Below are 17,930 nucleotides of genomic sequence, written 5' to 3'. Positions count from 1 at the left end.
TCCTCAATCGGGGATGACGGCCGTGGCCTGGATTTCGATCTTGGCCCGGTCTTCGACCAGCGCGACCACCTGCATTGCCGCCATTGCAGGGAAGTTCCTGCCGATGATGTCGCGGTAGGCTTGGCCGATACCGCGGAGGTTACCGATATATTCCTGCTTGTCGGTGAAGTACCAGGTCATCGTCGTGATGTGGTGCGGCTCCGCCCCCCCGGCGGCGAGCACCGCGACCACATTTTTCAGAGTCTGGCGGACCTGCTCGACGAAATCATCGGTTTCGAACTCGGAGCGCTCGTTCCAGCCGATCTGACCGCCGACGAAGAGAGTGCGGCCCTTCGCAGCGACGCCGTTGGCATAGCCGATGGGCTTTGCCCAACCTTCAGGTTGCAGGATGGTGTGCATTGGTTGTCTCCAGATGTTGCGTCAGTGCGGCTCGGATATCGTCCGGCCATGCCAGGGAAGCGTGGTTGGCGAGCGAGGTGGTGACGCCACCGTTATCGTGCCGTGCCCTTCATCAGCTCGCGGCCGATGATGAGCTTTTGAACTTCGGTCGCGCCCTCGTAGATGCGCAGCGCACGGATCTCACGATAGAGCCGCTCTGTGATCTCGCCGACGCGTACCCCCCGACCGCCGAAGAGCTGCAGCGCCTGGTCGATGACCCACTGCGCATTCTCCGTCGCCGTCATCTTGGCCATTGCCGCCTCGCGAGTCGTCGGCCGCTTTTGCACGTCGCGTTGCCACGCCGTGCGGCAGGTCAGAAGGGCTGCGGAGTCGATCGCCGTTGCCATGTCACCGAGTGTGCTTTGCGCGGTCGGCAGGTCGGCAAGCGTTGCGCCAAACATCTTGCGGTTCTTCGCATGTGCCACCGCCTCGTCGAGCGCGCGACGGGCAAAGCCGATCGCGGCGGCAGCGACGGATGGGCGGAAGATGTCGAGCGTGCGCATGGCGATCTTGAAGCCTTCGCCCGGGCTGCCGAGAAGCTGTGACGACGGAATACGGCAATTGTCGAAACGAAGCCGGGCGAGCGGATGCGGCGCAATCGTCTCGATGCGCTCGGCGATCGTGAAGCCCGGCGTGTCGGCAAAGACCACGAAGGCGGATATGCCACGCGTGCCGGGCGCCTCGCCGGTGCGGGCAAAGACAGTGTAGACGTCGGCAATGCCTCCGTTCGAGATCCAGGTCTTCTCGCCGTCGAGCACGAAATGGTCGCCGTCGCGGCGCGCCGCACAGGCCATCGCCGCAACATCCGAGCCCGCATCGGGTTCGGAAAGCGCAAAGGCGGAGATGCACTCGCCGCGGGCGACCTTGGGCAGGATGGCATGCTTCAGCGCCTCGGAGCCGGAAAGGCTGATCGCGCCAGTCCCCAGCCCCTGCATGGCGAAGGCGAAGTCGGCAAGCCCGTCGGTATAGGCGAGCGTTTCGCGGATGAGGCAAAGCGATCGGCTGTCGATGTCTTCGCTCGTACCGCCGAACGCCTTCGGCACGCAATGGCGAAGTACGCCTGCAGCGCCGAGCGCTGCGACCAGATGTTTGCAGGCGGCATCCACATCCCGGTGATCGACTTCGCCAAGACCGCCGCCGGCAACGAAGCCGTCCAATTCGGCGGCAAGCGCGCGATGCCTATCCTCGTAGAATGGCCAGTCGAGATGGTCGCGGGTTGGTGGGCGCAAAGCCGTCTCATGGGAGCTCATGCTCAATTCCCTTTGAATTCCGGCTTCGCCTTGGCGGCAAAGGCCTCGAAGGCGCGGCGGAAGTCGCCGGTCGCCATGCAGATCGCTTGGGCCTGCGCTTCCGCTTCGATCAGCTGATCGATGCCCATCGCCCATTCCTGGTCGAGCATCTTCTTCGTCATTGCGTGAGCGAACCACGGGCCGTCGGCGATGCTGCCTGCGAATTTCTGTGCCTCGGCAAGCAGCGACGGACGCTCGTGGAGGGCGTTGTAGAAGCCCCAGGTGTGGCCTTCGGTCGCGGTCATGACCCGGCCGGTGAAAAGCAGTTCGGCGGCACGGCCCTGGCCGATAATGCGGGGAAGGATGCCGCAGGCGCCCATGTCGGCGCCGGCCAGCCCGACGCGGGTGAAGAGAAACGCCGTCTTCGCCTCCGGCGTTGCCACGCGGAAGTCGGAAGCCATCGCCAGGATCGCGCCGGCACCGGCGCAGATGCCGTCGACGGCTGATATGACGGGCTGCGGGCAGGCGCGGATCTGGCGCACCAGTTCGCCGGTCATACGGGTGAAATCAAGCAGATCAGGCATCGACATGCGCGTCAGCGGCTCGATGATCTCGAAGACGTCGCCGCCGGAGGAGAAGTTGTCGCTGGCGCCGGTCAGCACCACGGCGCGCACATCGCTGGCGCGACCAAGCGCCCGGAAGAGATCGCAAAGCTCCTCGTAGCTTTCGAAGGTCAGTGGATTCTTCTTTTCCGGACGGTCGAGCGTGATCGTGGCGACCCGGCCGTCGGCGTCCGTTTCGAACAGGAAGTGCTTGGCCTTATGGTCTTTGAAGGCGCGTTTCTTGGCCTGCATCGGGTTTGTCATGTCTATCCTCCGAGAACTTCGCCGCCCGCCACTGGGATGGCCTGGCCGGTGATCGCGGTTGCCTTCTCCGACACGAGCCAGGAGACCGTGTGTGCGACCTCGTCGGGCGTCACCAGGCGCCCTTGCGGATTGGAACGGGCAAGGCTGGCGCGCGCTTCCTCGCGCGAACGGCCAGTCTTTTCGCTAATTGTCTCAAGCGCCCCATCGATCAGCGGCGTGTCGGTGAAACCCGGGCAGACGGCATTGACCGTGACGTCGGTGCGCGCAAGTTCGAGTGCCAGCGCCCGCGTCAGACCGACAACGCCGTGCTTTGATGCGCAATAGGCGGAAACGTAGGAATAGCCGGTCAGGCCTGCGGTGCTTGCGACATTGACGATCCGGCCGTTGCCGGCCCGGCGCACGGAGGCAAGGGCTGCCTGCGTCACGAGAAACACCCCGGTCAGGTTGACCGTGAGCACCCGTTGCCAGAGTGAAAGATCGGTTTTCTCGAACGGCGCCGAAGGAGCCTCGCCGGCGCAGTTGACGAGAACCGCAATCTCTCCGCTCTTCGCAATCGCAGCCGAAATGCCTTGCTCGACCGCTGCCGGGTCGGTCACATCGAACTCATGGTGGACGTGGGCTTCGCCGCCTGATGAGTGGATTTCCTCTTTCACGGCTTCGAGCGGCGCGGCGCGGCGCCCCACAAGGCTGACGATATGGCCATCGGCTGCGAGTGCAAGCGCGATCGCCTTGCCGATGCCGCTTCCGGCGCCCGTGACGAGCGCGTGTCTGCGGTTCATGGCTTGCCTACCGTCGTTGCGGCGCGCGCCAGATTGTTCACATATTGCGCACGGGCGGAGTGGTATTGCTTTGGCCAGGGCTGCCCGTCATAGCCGATCTTCGCCGCCTCGTGCATGACGAAGGACGGGTCGGCCAGATGCGGACGCGCAATTGCGCAGAGGTCGGCACGGCCGGCCGCAATGATGGAATTGGCGTGGTCGGCTTCGGAAATCGCTCCGACGGCGATGGTCGGAACCTGGATCTCGTTGCGGATCTTGTCGGAAAATGGTGTCTGGAACAGCCGGCCGTAAACCGGTTTTTCTTCCTTCACCACCTGACCGGAGGAGCAGTCGATCATATCGGCGCCGGCTTCCTTGAACAGGCGGGCGAAAATCGCCGCATCGTCAGGAGTGTTGCCGCCTTCGTGCCAGTCGTGCGTCGAAAGGCGCACCGACATCGGTCGGTCCTCGGGCCACGCCTTGCGGATCGCGTGGAACACTTCGAGCGGAAAGCGGGCGCGGGACGCATGGTCGCCGCCATAGTCGTCCGTGCGGAGGTTGGTGAGCGGCGACAGGAAGCTCGACAGCAGGTAGCCGTGCGCCACGTGCAGTTCGAGGATGTCGAAACCGAGGTCACGGGCGCGTCCGGTCGCCTGCACGAAGTCGGCGACGACGAGGTCCATGTCGGCTCGGGTCATTTCGCGCGGCGTATCCGAATGCGCGAGGTAAGGCAGGGCCGACGCGGAAATGAGCGGCCAGGCGCCCTCATTCAAGGGCTGGTCGATCCCCTCCCAGGCCAATTTGGTCGCACCTTTTCTTCCGGCATGCCCGAGCTGGATGCCGATCTTGGCAGGCGTCTGCTGGTGCACGAAATCGACGATGCGCTTGAAGGCCAACGTCTGTTCGTCGTTCCAGAGTCCCAAGCATCCGGGCGTGATGCGGGCGTCAGGCGACACGCACGTCATTTCAGGAAAAACGAGGGCTGCGCCGCCCATGGCGCGCGCACCGAGATGCACCAGGTGAAAGTCGTTCGGCACGCCGTCGGTCGCCGAATACATCGCCATTGGCGAAACGACGATGCGATTCCTGAGCGTCAGGCCGCGAAGCTTGAAAGGCGTGAACATCGGCGGCGGAACCGTGCCATTCGACGCCGGCTCGGCGCCGGCACGTTCGGCGAACCAGCGTTCGAAACCTTCGAGCCAGTCCTTGTCGCGAAGGCGAAGATTCTCGTGGCTGATGCGCTGTGAGCGGGTCAGCATCGAATACATGAATTGCTCCGGCTCCAGCGTATCGGCATAGCGCGTGCCGGCGACTTCGAACCACTCCATCGCATTGCGCGCCGCATTTTGGATGCGGGCGACGTCAACCCGGCGCACCTCCTCGTAAGCCGCGAGCACGTCCGGGATGGTGGCTTCGTTGTGGCCGAGGATATCGAATTGTCGGGTAAGCTCGATGGCGTCGTCGATCGCAAGCTTGGTGCCCGAGCCGATGGCGAAATGCGCCGTGTGGGCGCTGTCCCCCATCAGGACGACGTGGCTATTGCCGTTGAAATGGCTCCACTTCTCGCAAATCAACCGGCCGAAGTTCAGCCAGGCCGAACCGCGCATATGGCGCGCATTGGTCATCAGCCTGTGGCCGTCGAGCGTCTCGGAAAAGAGTTTTTCGCAGAACTCAATCGACTGCTGCTGGTCCATCTGGTCGAGACCATGGGCCTGAAAGACGTCATCCGTGGTTTCGACGATGAAGGTCGAGGTGTTCTCATCGAAACGGTAGATATGCGCCTGGAACCAGCCGTGTTCGGTGCGTTGGAAGTCGAAGGTGAAGGCGTCGAAGCGCTTGTCCGTGCCGAGCCAGACATAACGGTTTGGCCGAACGACCATGTCGGGTTGGAAAACGTCGGCGTATCTATTGCGGATCCTCGAGTTGACGCCATCCGAGGCGATGATGAGGTCCGCATCGGCGAATTCCTCGTCGCTTTCGACGTCGTGCTCGAACGCGAGTTCGACACCGAGTTCGAGGCAGCGATTCTGGAGGATATTGAGCATCTTCTTGCGGCCGATGCCGACGAAGCCGTGGCCCGTCGTCCTGATCTTACGGCCCTTGAAAACCAGTTCGATGTCGTCCCAGTGGTTGAAGGCGACCTCGATCGCCTCGGCAGTCTCCGGATCCCATTGGCGCATCGACTGCATCGTCGCATCCGAGAAGACCACCCCCCACCCGAAGGTGTCGAAGGCGCGGTTCCGCTCGACGACCGTTATGCGGTGTTCCGGGTGCTGGCGCTTCATCAGCAGCGCAAAATAGAGGCCGGCTGGCCCGCCACCGATACAGACGATCCGCATGTCGTTCTCCTCCCGAGCTCCGGCTGCGTGTGTCACCGTCCAGATGTCGTCGACCGTCATCCCGGACTGCGAGGAGCAGGGTGGACTCGTTCCAGAGAAATTTCAAGCTTAAAATTGTTTCGGCAAATGTGACGACGCTACATGCGTCCGGAGTGCGGTGCGCGAGTGGCGAACCGTTTCGGAGAATCTCGGGAGACGGCGGAAAGAAAGGCGCAGTGCCTTAAGTGTTCCGGGCCAACGCAGCAACGATGGATCGCTTGAGCTTGGCAAGCTCGTCCATCAACACACCGCCCTCCTTCGCTGAAAGTCCAGCGAACAGGTCGGAGATCCAGTCGGAATGCCTTGCCGCCATCTTCTCGAATTCGGCGCGGCCGAAGGGCGTCAGCGCGATGATCTGTACACGTCGATCTGTCGGCAGTGTCGTACGGCTGATGTGACCGCTCTCGGTCAGCCGTTCCACAAGAACCGTTATGTTGCCGGGTGAGACCATCATGCGCTTAGAGACTTCCCCCAGCACCATGCCATCAGGCGCTCGCTCGAGCTGGGCCATCAGGTCGAAACGTGGCAGCGTGGAGTCGAATTCTTCCCGGAGCCGCCGGCGGACTTCGCTCTCGACCAGTGTCGAGCACGTCAGCAGACGCAGCCAGAGCCTGAGCTCGACACGGTGATCGCCGGGAGCCTCGAGGGCCTTGGTCTCGCCATCCACCCATTCCGGCGAGATGTCGAACTTGTCTTCACCCATCATACCAAACGTCCACTTTCGCAAAGCTGCAGGCGTATACTGCCGCCTTGCCCTTATTAGAGATGTTTCCGGCTCTTGGACAGGCTGCGTTGGGCCGTCATTTGGACGCAACCCCCGGCAACGACGGGTGCCCGGAAGATTGAGAACGGCCACCGTCCTCGGATTGGACATAGACATTGACGGTAAAGCCGATGTGGTCGGCCATCAGCGTCTTGGCGCGCTCGAAATCTCGATCAAGTGCCGCCTCCATCAGCTCAGTGTGATGCTCGATCGCCATGGCGTCTTGCAAGGCGGCGACCGCTTCCTCGTATCCCTTGCTCATCCCTGCGGCAGCCCTCAATGTCGGGGCCAGGCTGAGGAAACGGTGGTGGCGACGAAGCTGATCGGAAATCGTTGACTGGAAGCGGGTCAACCAGTTCGATCGTGCCGCACCGATCAGTGCTGCGTGGAAGGCGGCGTGCTTTTCGTCCCACTCGTCGATCTCGCTTTCGGAGAAATGCTCGACCGAGACTTTGCAGCGGGACAGCCGGTAATGCGCGGTGACGACGGTGGATTCCCATGCGCTGTCGCCGTTCTCGATCGACTCGAGAAGCAGCGGCATTTCGACGGCCAGGCGCGCGCGTGTGAGATCGTCCAGTTCTTCGCGTGAAACCGGAGCAACGGCAAAGCCGCGGTTGCTGATCGCCGTGACCAGGCCTTCCGCCTCCAGACGCGACAGTGCTTCGCGCAGAGGTGTCCAGCCGATTCCGTAGCTTTCGCGCAGCACACTCAGCTTCATCGGCGCGCCAGGCTTGAGACGCGTCGCCAGGATATCGCGTCGCAGCAGCCGGTAGGCCAATTCGGTTTTGGTCGACTGTTCGTGGTCTTGCATCAAGTTCCCTTAACGCCCGCATCGGATCGATACAAATATATATAGTTCTGCGACTCTGATGAAAATATATATATTTATTTGACAAGAAGTCTGACCGTCTCCATCATCCACCCACGCCGCCGAGGAGGGCGGTAACGCTCGTCAAATTCTGGGAGGGATGTATGAGCAAGAGGACTTGGCTTTCGGGATTGGTTGTCGCCGGCGCGCTGGCGTGGGGAGCGGGAACGGCCGCTGCCGATCCGATCCGTATTGGCATCGCCAATTTCGGCGAACATCCGCAATTGAGCGCATCGATCGCCGGCTTCAAGAAGGCGCTCGCTGAAAACGGCTTCGTCGAGGGCACCGATGTCGTTTACACTGAAAGCCACACCAACTTCGACGCCTCGCTTGTTCCGCAGATGATTGCCAAGCTGCAGGCCGAGCAACCGAAACTGATCTACACGATCACAACGCCGGTCTCGCAGATCGCCAAAAAGGCGCTCGCCGGATCCGGTATTCCGGTTGTCTTTTCCGCCGTCACCGATCCGGTCGCCGCGAAGCTGGTTCCGTCCTGGGGGGCGGGTGACGACGGCATGACTGGCGCGACGGACCTTCAGGATGTGGCTGCCGTGATGGCCTTTACCCGCAAGCTCCTTCCGGAGGCCAAGCGCTTCGGCGTGCCGTACAACCCTGGCGAGGCGAACGACACGGCGCTGCTCGAGAAGATCAAGGCGGCTGCACCGGCCGCCGGCTTTGAGGTCGTGGCCGTTGGCGTCGACAACGTCAACGACATCCAGCAGCGCATTGCCTCCTTCGCCGGCAAGGCCGACGTGATCTATACGCCCGCATCCAACCTGCTCCAGCCGGCAATCGGCGCCGTCTCGGCGGCTGCACGCCAGGCGCAGATCCCGATCGTCAACTCCGACGATGGTGCTGTGCGCGACGGCGTCGTGCCGGCAAGCTTTGCCGTCAACTACGAGCAGGTCGGCATGAATGCCGGCAAGATTGCCGCGGAGATCCTTGGGGGCAAGGACCCGAAGACGATCGCGCCGTCGCGTCCGAGCTATGAGGACCATGCACCGCTGATCTCGAAGAAAGCGGCGGCGGCCTTCGGCATCGCAATACCGGCATCGCTCGCCGATTGCGGCTGCCTGGTCGACTGATTTTGGGCGAATTAAGTGACGGCGTCGGGAGCGCCGTCACTTCATGGGTTATGAGGGGGAGCCAATGCTGGAAATCAGATCGGCCCGCAAGGTCTTCTACAAGGGGCAGGCAGACGAAAAGGTCGCACTCGACGGCCTCAGCCTCAGCCTTGCAACAGGCGAGTTCGGCGTCGTCATCGGCTCGAACGGCGCCGGCAAGAGCAGCATGCTCAACGCCATCTCCGGGGCGCTCGCGCTCGATAGCGGCCAGATCGTCATCAATGGCGACGACGTGACGGCGACGCCCGTGCACAAACGCGCCATGCGGCTTGCGCGCGTGTTCCAGGACCCGATGCGCGGTACCGCCGCCAGCATGACGGTGGCCGAAAACATGCTGCTCGCCGAGCTTCGAAGCAACAAGCGCACCCTGCGCCGCGGGCTGAACGCGGCAAGGCTCACCGCCTACAAGGAGCGCCTGTCGCTTCTGGGCCTCGGCCTCGAAAAGCGTCTCGACACGCGCGTGGAGCTACTGTCGGGTGGCCAACGGCAATCGTTGTCGTTGATCATGGCGGTCGGCGGTTCGCCGGAGCTGCTGCTGCTCGACGAACACACCGCGGCGCTCGACCCGCGCACTGCCGACATCGTCATGCAAGCAACGATCCGCGCCGTCGAAGCCTTGAAGCTGACGACGCTGATGGTGACGCACAACATGCAGCATGCCGTGGATTTCGGCCACAAGGTCGTCATGCTCGATGCCGGGCGCGTCCGCCTCGAAATCGATGGCAAGGACAAGGCCCAGACGACGGTGCCGGACCTGATCGGCCATTTCTCCGTCAAAACCGACCGCATGTTCCTGGCGAGCTGACGATCATGGATATTATTCAAAACACAATCGCGAGTTTCGTCTCGCTCGTTCCCGTCACGCTGGCCCAGAGCCTGATCCTTGCCTTCGTCGTGCTGGGGATCATGATCCCGTTTCGCATGCTGAGCTTCCCGGATCTGACCAGCGAGGGCGCGTTCCCGCTTGGCGGTTGCGTCTGCGGTGTACTGATGGCGGCCGGCATGTCGCCGCTCGCCGCGATCGCCATCGCACTCCTCGCCGGTTTTGTCGCCGGCTGCTGCACGGCGTTCATCCATCTGAGATTCCGCATTCACACGTTGCTTGCCGGCATCCTAATGATGACGATGCTCTATTCGATCAATCTGCGCATCATGGGCCGGTCGAACCTATCGGTTTTCGGGGCGCCGACGATGTTCGACTGGGTGCCAGGGCTGCAGCCGGGCTTCCCGGCAAGCAAGATCGTTGTCGCCGGGCTCATCGCACTCATCGTCTTCTTCCTGCTCTATCATTTCTTCAGGACCGAGAAGGGAACGGCGATCCGGGCCGTCGGCGCCAATCCCGACATGGCGGAAGCGCAGGGCATCAACGTCTGGCTGGCGACGATCGGCGGCGTCGGGCTTGCCGGCGCGTTTTCGGCGGCAGGCGGAGCGCTGATGGTGCAGTCGCAGGGCTTTGCCGACGTCAACATGGGCCTCGGCATCCTTATCAATGGGCTCGCGGCGCTGATGATCGGCGAAGCGATCGTCGGAAAGCAAAGCGTGTTGCGCCAACTCGCCGCCCCGTTTGTCGGCGCGGTCGTCTACTATCAGCTCGTCTCCTTCTGCCTGGCCGCCGGCATGCCACCACCGGATCTGAAACTTGCGACTGGCCTCTTCGTTCTCGCCATGCTGGCTCTTCCGAGCCTCAAGCGAAGCCGCGGGCCGGCACCCGCCCGCGAAACCGTTCGTGAATAACCAAGGACCATCTTCATGAGTGCAGTTCCTGATTTTGCAGCGATCGAGGCCATGGATGCGGCCGACGTGCTACGCCCGATGCGCGATCGTTTCATCCTGCCACCGGGCCTCATCTATCTCGACGGCAACTCGCTCGGCGTTGCTTCGACCGCTGCCTTCGACGAGCTCCGCAAGGCGGCGACGGAGGAATGGGGCCAGGATCTCATCCGAAGCTGGAACACGGCCGGATGGTTCGAGATGCCGCTTGCGCTCGGGGACCGGGTTGGCAGACTGATTGGCGCGGCGGCCGGCCAGACGGTCGTTTGCGACACCACATCGATCAACATCTACAAGGCCCTGCATGGGGCGATGGCGCTGCGGCCGGAGCGCTCGGTGATCGTCAGCGAAGGCAGCAGTTTCCCGACCGACCTCTACATGGCCGAGGGCGTGGTCTCGACGCGTCCGGGTGCGGCGCTGCGTCTCGAAGGGGTCGATGCGCCCGAGATCGAAGACCTGATCAACAGTGACGTTGCCGTGGTTCTGGTCAACCACGTGAACTACAAGTCCGGCGAACTGCGCGACATGGCGGCGCTGACGCGCAAGGCGCATGAGCATGGCGCGCTGATCATCTGGGATCTCTGCCATACGGCAGGCGCGCTGCCGATCGATCTTGACGGCGCTGATGTCGATTTTGCCGTCGGCTGCACCTACAAGTACCTGAACGGCGGTCCCGGAGCACCAGCATTCATCTATGCCGCGACGCGTCACCATGGCGATATCCGCCAGCCGCTCAGTGGCTGGTGGGGGCATGCGCGCCCCTTTGCCTTCGAGAAGCACTACGCGGCCGGCGAGGGGATCCGCCGCTTCCTTTGCGGAACGCAACCGATCCTGTCGCTTCGGGCGCTCAAGGGCGCACTCGACGTCTGGGACGAGGTCGACATGACCAAGTTGCGTGAGAAGAGCATCCGGCTCACCGACCTCTTCATCACGCTGGTTGAGGCGAAATGCGGCGCCTACGGCCTCGAGCTCGAGAGCCCACGTGACGGCGCGAGGCGCGGAAGCCAGGTTTCGTTCAGCCATCCCAACAGCTACGAGATTATGCAGGCGCTTATCGCCCGCGACGTCATCGGCGACTTCCGCGCGCCGTCGACGATTCGTTTCGGTTTCACCCCGCTCTATGTAAGCTACGCCGACGTTTGGCAGGCGGTCGAAATTCTGGAAGAGATCCTGCGCACCGGTACATGGCAGGATGCGCGCTTTGCCGTTCGTGCGGCCGTGACCTGATCTGATAGCATCGACAAGCTGCGGGCGGCATACCGCCCGCAGCGTCACACTGAGACGCCGATAAAGATCGCGCCGCCCAGGGGACTTTCGCAATGACCGCTGCACCACACCGGCCGACATTGGACGAAATCGCCGAGGCGCGTGGCCGCATCGCTCCCCACGTCGCGCGCACGCCGCTGGTCAGGCTCGACCTCGGACTTTCGGACCGGCAAATCTTCCTGAAACTGGAGACGCTTTCTCCGATTGGCGCCTTCAAGCTCCGCCCAGCGCTGAATGCAGTGCTGTCGCGCGACCCTGCTGCTCTGCGGGGCGGCGTGGCGGTCACGAGTTCCGGCAATATGGCCTACGGCATGGCCTGGGCCGCGCGCCTCATCGGTGTTCCGATGGTCGCCTATATGTACCGCGGAGCGCCACAGACCAAGATCGAGGGCGTGCGCGACCTTGGCGGGGAGGTGCGCTTCGTGAGCGCGGAGACCTGGTGGGACTACATTGTCTGCGCGGACAGCCCGGATGCGCCGGAACTGCTGATCAATCCGGTGACCGATCAGGCGGTGCTTTCCGGCAACGGCTCGATCGGCATGGAAATCATCGAGGACCTGCCCGATGTCGACGTGGTGCTCACCCCCTATGGCGGCGGCAGCATGACGACCGGGGTCGCCAGTGCCATCAAGACCGGTTCCCGGCCGGCACGCGTCTTTGCGGTCGAAGACGACAGCGCCGCCCCGGTTTGCGCCGCACTTGAGGCGGGGCGGATCGTGGCGATCGAAACCCGCCCGTCCTTCATCAAGAGCATCGGCGCTCCGTCGCTGGTCCCGCAGCTTTGGCCGGTCGCACGCGAACTGATCGACGGGGCCATTGCCGTCAGTCCCGCTGAGGTGACAGACGCGATGCGGCTTTTGTTCAGGAAGGCCAAGATCGTGGCAGAAGGCGCAGGAGCAGCCTCACTTGCCGCCGCGATCGCCCGACCGGACCTTAAGGGAAACATCGTCTGCGTGATTTCCGGCGGCAATATCGACGCTGTGGCCTATTCCGTCGTGCTTGGTGGCGGCATTCCCGCTGCCTGACTGAAAGCTTAGACGCCGAGATAACGATCCTGAAGCGCCGGCGTCAGCGCTGCCGGCGATCCCGTGAATACCGTCGCGCCCTTCTCCAGCACGAAGCAGCGGTCGGCGAGGGGTAGCAATTCCGAAAGCGTCTTGTCGACGACGAGGATCGACTGACCGGCCGTCTTCAGCGTACGGATCGCCGACCAGATGTCCTGCCGGATCACCGGCGCCAGGCCCTCGGTCGCCTCGTCCAGAATGAGCAGGCTGGGATTGGTCATCAGCGCCCGGCCGATGGCAAGCATCTGCTGCTCGCCACCGGAAAGCGTATTGGCATATTGGTCGCGCCGTTCGCCGAGGCGGGGAAAGAGCGCGACCACCTTCTCCAAGGTCCACTCGCTGCCACGAGCGGTGGCAACGAGGTTTTCCATGACGGTGAGGTTCGGGAAGCAGCGCCGTCCTTCGGGCACGAGGCCAAGGCCGAGTCTGGCGATCCGGTGCGGCCGCATGCCGAAGATCGCCTTGCCCGCGAAGCTGATCACACCTGAGCGCGGGCGCACGAGGCCGAGGATGGAGTTGATCGTCGTCGTCTTGCCCATGCCGTTGCGGCCCATGAGCGCAACCACTTCGCCCTCCCGCACATCGAGATCGACGCCGAAGAGCGCCTGGGAAGCGCCATAGAAGGTTTCGAGACCTTTCAGTTCCAGCAGGCTCACGCGGCTTCTCCCAGGTAGGCGCGGCGCACTTCCGGGTCGCTGCGTATTTCCTCGACCGTGCCCGTCGCGATGATGCGGCCATAGACAAGCACGGATATCCGATCCGCCAGCGCAAAGACCGCGTCCATGTCGTGTTCCACAAGCAGCATCGGTGCCTGCTGGCGCAACCCATCGAGGAAAGACGTCAGCCGTTTGGATCCCTCCGGCCCCATGCCGGCCATCGGCTCGTCGAAGAGGAAGGCCTTCGGCGAAAGCGCCAGCGCAATGGCGATTTCAAGCTGCCGGCGTTCTCCGTGCGAGAGTTCGGCTGCGGGTACATGGGCGCGCGCGGCGAGGTCGACGCGCTCCAGCATCGCCATTGCCGGTTCGGTCAGGTCCTTGTCATCGACCACCTGGCGAAAGAAACGAAAGCTGCTGCCACGGCTTGCCTGCACCGCTAGCATGACGTTGCGAAGGGCCGAGAACTCCTGCGCGAGCGAGGAGATCTGGAAGCTGCGCGCAAGTCCAAGCCTCGCACGGGCGGCCATGTCGAGCCCACTGATGTCGTGGCCGAGAAAGCGGATCGTGCCGCTATCGGCCTTGAGCGAGCCGGCGATCTGGTGGATCAGCGTGCTTTTTCCGGCGCCGTTCGGACCGATCAGCGCATGGATTTGTCCCGGGTGAAGCTTAAGGCTCACCCCGTCGGTGGCCTTGAGCGCGCCGAAGGATTTTCTGAGGTCGCGGATTTCAAGAATTGGCTCAGACATGGCGCGGCTTTCCCGAGAGCAGGCCCAGCAGCCCTCCGCGTGCAAAAAGCACGATGCCGAGCAGGATGAGGCCGAGGAAGAACTGCCAGCGCTCGGTGATGCCGCCGAGCACATATTCGAAGAACACGAAGATCATGGCGCCGGCGACGGGCCCGAACAGCCGGCCCTTGCCGCCGAGAATGATGAGAACGATCAGTTCGCCCGACATGTGCCACGACAGCATCGAAGGGCCGACGAAGCGATTGAGATCGGCATAGAGCGCACCGGCAAATCCGGTGATCATCGCGGAGGCTGCGAAGGCGACGAGCCGGATGTTGAAGGGCGCGATGCCGACGGCGGCAAGGCGCGTTCCGTTCTGTCGCGCTGCCTGCAGTGCGCTGCCGAACCGCGAGCCCTCGACGATGCGGAACAGGAGAAGCGTTGCCATCAGAGCGGCGTAGCAGACCAGGAAATAGGGCAGGGGCTTGGCGGTATTGACGCCGGGAAAGGCGTTGCGCACCGACATCGACAAGCCGTCTTCGCCACCATAGGCCGGCCAGGAGATCGCGAAATAGTAGATCATCTGCGCGAAGGCGAGGGTGATCATGATGAAATAGACGCCTGTCGTGCGCAGGCTGATCGCACCGATGGGCAACGCAACGAGCCCTGCGACCACCACCGCCGTTATCCAGATGAGTGGCATCGATGTGGTTGCCGGAATGTCGGCGAACAGCGGTTCGCCATTGAAGGCGTGCGTCGCAAGGATACCCGCGACATAGCCGCCGAGGCCGAAGAAGGCTGCATGGCCGAAGGAAAGCAGCCCGCCGAGCCCGAGCGCCAGGTTGAGGCCGACGGCGGCAAGTGCCAGCACGGCGACGCGGGTTGCAAGCGTCACATAGAAGGGCTCGCCCATGCCGACGGCGACAAGCGGTGCGCCGAGTAGGAGGAGCGCCAGAAGCAGATTGACTGTCGTTTCGCGGTTCATCGGGACCTCACGACTGCGCGGCAAACAGGCCGCTCGGCCTGAAGGCGAGGATGAGGGCCATGACGACATAGATCAGCATCGAGGCCAGCGCCGCCCCGATCGTGGTTGCCTGCGATGCGGGCATGGTCAATGCCAGCAGCGAGGGCAGCAGGAAGCGGCCCATGGTATCGACGACCCCGACGATCACAGCGCCGACGAGCGCACCCTTGATGGAGCCGATGCCGCCGATGACGATGACGACGAAGGCGAGGATAAGCACCGGTTCGCCCATTCCGACCTGCACCGACTGGAGCGCCCCGACCAATGCGCCGGCAAGACCCGCAAGGGCTGCGCCGAGCGCAAAGACGACTGTGTAAAGCGTGCCTATATCGACGCCGAGCGCTGCGATCATCTCGCGGTCCGACTCGCCCGCCCTGATGCGCATGCCGAGCCGGGTCCTGGAGATCAGCAGATAAAGGCTGACGGCAACCGCGATGCCGACGCCGATGATCGCCAGGCGATAGAGCTGATACTGACCGCCGCCAGGGAGCGGCACAGCGCCCTGAAGCAGGGGCGGTATATCGAGATAGAGCGGGAACGAGCCGAAAATCCAGCGCGCACCTTCGGACAGGATCAGGATCAGCGCGAAGGTGGCAAGCACCTGATCGAGATGATCACGGTCGTAGAGCCTGCGGATGACGGCGACCTCGATGATCGCACCGACGCCGGCGGCGGCCGTGAGGCTGGCGATCAGCCCCAGCCAGAAGGAGCCGGTCGCGGCTGCGACGGTGGCGCAGGCGAAGGCGCCGATCATGTAGAGCGAGCCATGGGCGAGATTGATCAGACCCATGACGCCGAAAATCAGCGTCAGGCCGGCGGCCATCAGAAACAGCATCACGCCGAGCTGGAGCCCGTTGAGCAGTTGTTCGATCAGGAGTGCGGTGAACAAGAGACCGGTCCAAGCTTGGTGTGAGGGGCGCATGGATCATCGACCGGATGTCAGCACGAAAGCCGAGCACCCGGGCGACGACGGGTGCAAGTCTTACATCCCGCACTTCTCGGCGTAGGCATCCTTGTGATGCTCGAAGGCAGTCGCGATGATCTTGTTGGTCAGGACGCCGTCATCTTCCTTCACCACCTCGCGAACGTAGATGTTCTGGATCGGGTGGTTGTTGTTGTTGAAGGCGAACTCGCCGCGCACGGACTTGAAATCCGCTGCCTTGAGCGCCGCACGGAAGGCGTCCTTGTCCTTGACGCTCGCCTTTGAAAGCGCTGCGAGGATCAGGTTCGCCGTATCCCAGCTCTGCGCCGCGTAGATCGAGGGCAGGCGCTTGTACTCGGCCTTGAAGGCTTCGACGAATTTCTTGTTGGCTTCGTTGTCGAGATCCTTGGACCAGGTCGCCGAATTCTTGACGCCAAGGGCCGCGTCGCCGATCGCCGGCAGAACGTCCTGGCTAAAGGAGAACCCGGGCCCCATAACCGGGATGCCGACGCCCGACTGGGCATATTGCTTCATGAAAGCGATGCCCATGCCGCCGGGCAGGAAGAAATAGACGCTATCGGCACCGGAGGCGCGGATCTGGGCGATCTCCGCGGCATAGTCCGTCTGGCCGACCTGGGTATAGATCTCGCCGGCAAGGTCGCCCTTGTAGTAGCGCTTGAAGCCGGTCAGCGCGTCCTTCCCGGCCGGATAGTTGGGCGCCAGGACAAAGGCGTTCTTGTAGTCTTTGTTGGCGAATTGTCCCATCGCCTCATGGAAGTTGTCGTTCTGATAGGCGACGTTGAAATAGTTCGGGTTGCAGTTCGCACCGGCAAGCGCCGAAGGGCCGGCATTGGGCGAGAGATAGATCACGTCCTGTGCTACCGCGTTCGGAACGACGGCCATGGCGAGGTTCGACCAGATGATCCCTGTCATCAGGTCGACCTTGTCGCCCTGGATCATCTTCTCGGCGATCTGCACCGCAAGTTCCGGCTTCTGGGCATCGTCTTCGATCACCAGCTCGACGTCCTTGTTGCCCGATTGCTTGATCGCAAGCGTGAATGCGTCGCGCATGTCGATGCCGAGACCGGCGCCGCCGCCCGAAAGCGTGGTGATGACGCCGATTTTCACCGGCTCGGCGTAGGCAAGGCTCGACGTCGCAAGCACGAGGCCAAAAACGCTCGCTGCCAGAATGCGGTTCATGCTGTTCTCCTCCTAGTAGGTTCCCTTTTGAGTTGTGTTCTATCAGAGACCTGTGCGCACATGCCAGAGCTCTGGGAAGAGTTCCACCTCGAGCATCTTCTTGAGGTAGGACGCGCCGGATGTTCCCCCGGTTCCGCGTTTCATGCCGATGATGCGCTCCACCGTCGTGACGTGGTTGAAGCGCCATCGACGGAAGTAATCCTCGAAATCGACCAGCTTCTCGGCGAGCTCATAGAGCATCCAGTAGCGCTCGGGATCGCGGTAGACCGTCTGCCAGGCCGCAAAGACCTTGTCGCTTTCCGTGCGCGTTTCGCGCCAATCCGTCCTGTCTGCTTCCTCGCCGACATCGAACCCTTTGCGAGACAGGAGCCGGATCGCCTCGTCATAGAGCGACGGTGCGGCTAAGATCGCTTCCAGCTTTTTAAGGATCTCGGGACGATGCGTGTGTGGTCCGAGCATGGCGACGTTGCGATTGCCGGCGAGGAACTCGATCGCCCGGTATTGCCACGACTGGAAGCCGGATGACTGCCCCAGAGACTCGCGGAACTGCGTGTATTCGCTGGGCGTCATCGTGCGAAGCACGTCCCAGGCGCTGTTCAACTGTTCGAAGATGCGCGCCACGCGCGTCAGCATCTTGAAGGCGGGTTCCAGCCGGTCTTCACGGATCGACCGGACAGCCGCGTTGATCTCGTGCAGCGCGAGTTTCATCCAGAGTTCAGACGTCTGATGCTGAATGATGAACAGCATCTCGTCATGAGCCTTTGAGAGCGGCTCCTGTGCGTCCAGCACTTTCTCCAGCATGAGGTAGTCGCTGTAGGACATGCGCCCCTTAAACGACATCTGGGCGCCTTCCTTGGAAGGATCGTATGGTTCGCTCAT

At 62.8% G+C, this 17,930-nt stretch carries 18 protein-coding genes; 5 read left to right on the top strand and 13 right to left on the bottom strand.

The features are described 5' to 3' along the window. Positions 1 to 3: 3 nt before the first annotated feature. The 7 genes from ASD02_RS06075 to ASD02_RS06045 form a co-directional block, all read right to left on the bottom strand. Positions 4 to 399, bottom strand: a complete 396-nt coding sequence (locus ASD02_RS06075) for a RidA family protein (protein ID WP_025429118.1) — start codon at positions 397 to 399, stop codon at positions 4 to 6. Between the two features lie 92 nt (positions 400 to 491). After that, positions 492 to 1,688: an acyl-CoA dehydrogenase family protein gene (locus tag ASD02_RS06070; RefSeq protein WP_057220333.1), complete on the bottom strand. Its 1,197-nt coding sequence runs from the start codon at positions 1,686 to 1,688 to the stop codon at positions 492 to 494. Between the two features lie 2 nt (positions 1,689 to 1,690). Next, positions 1,691 to 2,533 (bottom strand): enoyl-CoA hydratase family protein, encoded by an 843-nt coding sequence (locus ASD02_RS06065; protein ID WP_057220332.1) that lies wholly within the window; start codon positions 2,531 to 2,533, stop codon positions 1,691 to 1,693. 2 nt (positions 2,534 to 2,535) lie between these two features. Beyond that, the gene (locus ASD02_RS06060; protein ID WP_057220331.1) at positions 2,536 to 3,312 is read right to left on the bottom strand and encodes an SDR family NAD(P)-dependent oxidoreductase; all 777 of its coding nucleotides are present in this window, start codon (positions 3,310 to 3,312) and stop codon (positions 2,536 to 2,538) included. After that, on the bottom strand, positions 3,309 to 5,630 hold the full coding sequence (locus tag ASD02_RS06055) for a bifunctional salicylyl-CoA 5-hydroxylase/oxidoreductase (protein WP_057220378.1): 2,322 nt from the start codon (positions 5,628 to 5,630) through the stop codon (positions 3,309 to 3,311). Before ASD02_RS06055 ends, ASD02_RS06060 begins: the two co-directional genes overlap by 4 nt. A 220-nt stretch (positions 5,631 to 5,850) precedes the next feature. Continuing rightward, complete coding sequence (locus ASD02_RS06050; protein ID WP_225906420.1) at positions 5,851 to 6,375, bottom strand: MarR family transcriptional regulator; 525 nt, start codon at positions 6,373 to 6,375, stop codon at positions 5,851 to 5,853. A 94-nt stretch (positions 6,376 to 6,469) separates the two neighbouring features. Further along, entirely contained in the window at positions 6,470 to 7,243 is a 774-nt protein-coding gene (locus ASD02_RS06045) for a GntR family transcriptional regulator (RefSeq protein ID WP_057220330.1), read from the bottom strand. Positions 7,244 to 7,404: 161 nt separating this feature from the next. Between ASD02_RS06045 and ASD02_RS06040 the strand changes: the two genes are divergently transcribed. The 5 genes from ASD02_RS06040 to ASD02_RS06020 all read left to right on the top strand — a co-directional run bounded on the left by ASD02_RS06040 (position 7,405) and on the right by ASD02_RS06020 (position 12,485). Beyond that, a complete protein-coding gene (locus ASD02_RS06040) occupies positions 7,405 to 8,385 on the top strand; it encodes an ABC transporter substrate-binding protein (RefSeq protein ID WP_057220329.1) in 981 nt (326 codons plus the stop codon). 64 nt (positions 8,386 to 8,449) lie between these two features. After that, positions 8,450 to 9,229, top strand: a complete 780-nt coding sequence (locus ASD02_RS06035; RefSeq protein WP_025429111.1) for an ABC transporter ATP-binding protein — start codon at positions 8,450 to 8,452, stop codon at positions 9,227 to 9,229. 5 nt (positions 9,230 to 9,234) lie between these two features. Continuing rightward, on the top strand, positions 9,235 to 10,158 hold the full coding sequence (locus tag ASD02_RS06030; RefSeq protein ID WP_025429110.1) for an ABC transporter permease: 924 nt from the start codon (positions 9,235 to 9,237) through the stop codon (positions 10,156 to 10,158). Between the two features lie 15 nt (positions 10,159 to 10,173). Beyond that, the gene (gene kynU, locus ASD02_RS06025) at positions 10,174 to 11,421 is read left to right on the top strand and encodes a kynureninase (RefSeq protein ID WP_057220328.1); all 1,248 of its coding nucleotides are present in this window, start codon (positions 10,174 to 10,176) and stop codon (positions 11,419 to 11,421) included. 92 nt (positions 11,422 to 11,513) lie between these two features. Then, a complete protein-coding gene (locus tag ASD02_RS06020; RefSeq protein ID WP_057220327.1) occupies positions 11,514 to 12,485 on the top strand; it encodes a pyridoxal-phosphate dependent enzyme in 972 nt (323 codons plus the stop codon). Positions 12,486 to 12,493: 8 nt separating this feature from the next. Here the strand turns inward: ASD02_RS06020 and ASD02_RS06015 are convergent, their stop codons facing one another. The 6 genes from ASD02_RS06015 to kynA all read right to left on the bottom strand — a co-directional run bounded on the left by ASD02_RS06015 (position 12,494) and on the right by kynA (position 17,930). After that, positions 12,494 to 13,180 carry an ABC transporter ATP-binding protein gene (locus tag ASD02_RS06015; protein ID WP_057220326.1) on the bottom strand — a complete coding sequence of 229 codons (687 nt, stop codon included), beginning with the start codon at positions 13,178 to 13,180 and terminating at the stop codon, positions 12,494 to 12,496. After that, positions 13,177 to 13,926, bottom strand: coding sequence for an ABC transporter ATP-binding protein (locus ASD02_RS06010; RefSeq protein WP_025429106.1), 750 nt, complete (start codon positions 13,924 to 13,926; stop codon positions 13,177 to 13,179). The genes ASD02_RS06015 and ASD02_RS06010 overlap by 4 nt, the downstream gene beginning before the upstream one ends. Continuing rightward, a complete protein-coding gene (locus tag ASD02_RS06005; protein ID WP_057218938.1) occupies positions 13,919 to 14,890 on the bottom strand; it encodes a branched-chain amino acid ABC transporter permease in 972 nt (323 codons plus the stop codon). Before ASD02_RS06005 ends, ASD02_RS06010 begins: the two co-directional genes overlap by 8 nt. A gap of 7 nt (positions 14,891 to 14,897) precedes the next feature. Next, positions 14,898 to 15,818: a branched-chain amino acid ABC transporter permease gene (locus tag ASD02_RS06000; protein WP_156408144.1), complete on the bottom strand. Its 921-nt coding sequence runs from the start codon at positions 15,816 to 15,818 to the stop codon at positions 14,898 to 14,900. Between the two features lie 93 nt (positions 15,819 to 15,911). Beyond that, a complete protein-coding gene (locus ASD02_RS05995) occupies positions 15,912 to 17,051 on the bottom strand; it encodes an ABC transporter substrate-binding protein (protein WP_057220325.1) in 1,140 nt (379 codons plus the stop codon). A 42-nt stretch (positions 17,052 to 17,093) separates the two neighbouring features. After that, a complete protein-coding gene (gene kynA / locus ASD02_RS05990) occupies positions 17,094 to 17,930 on the bottom strand; it encodes a tryptophan 2,3-dioxygenase (protein ID WP_057204692.1) in 837 nt (278 codons plus the stop codon).

The sequence above is a fragment of the Ensifer sp. Root1252 genome (assembly GCF_001425885.1).
GTDB classification, from domain to species: Bacteria; Pseudomonadota; Alphaproteobacteria; order Rhizobiales; family Rhizobiaceae; genus Ensifer; species Ensifer canadensis.
This window is presented reverse-complemented; position numbering and strand designations above follow the sequence as displayed.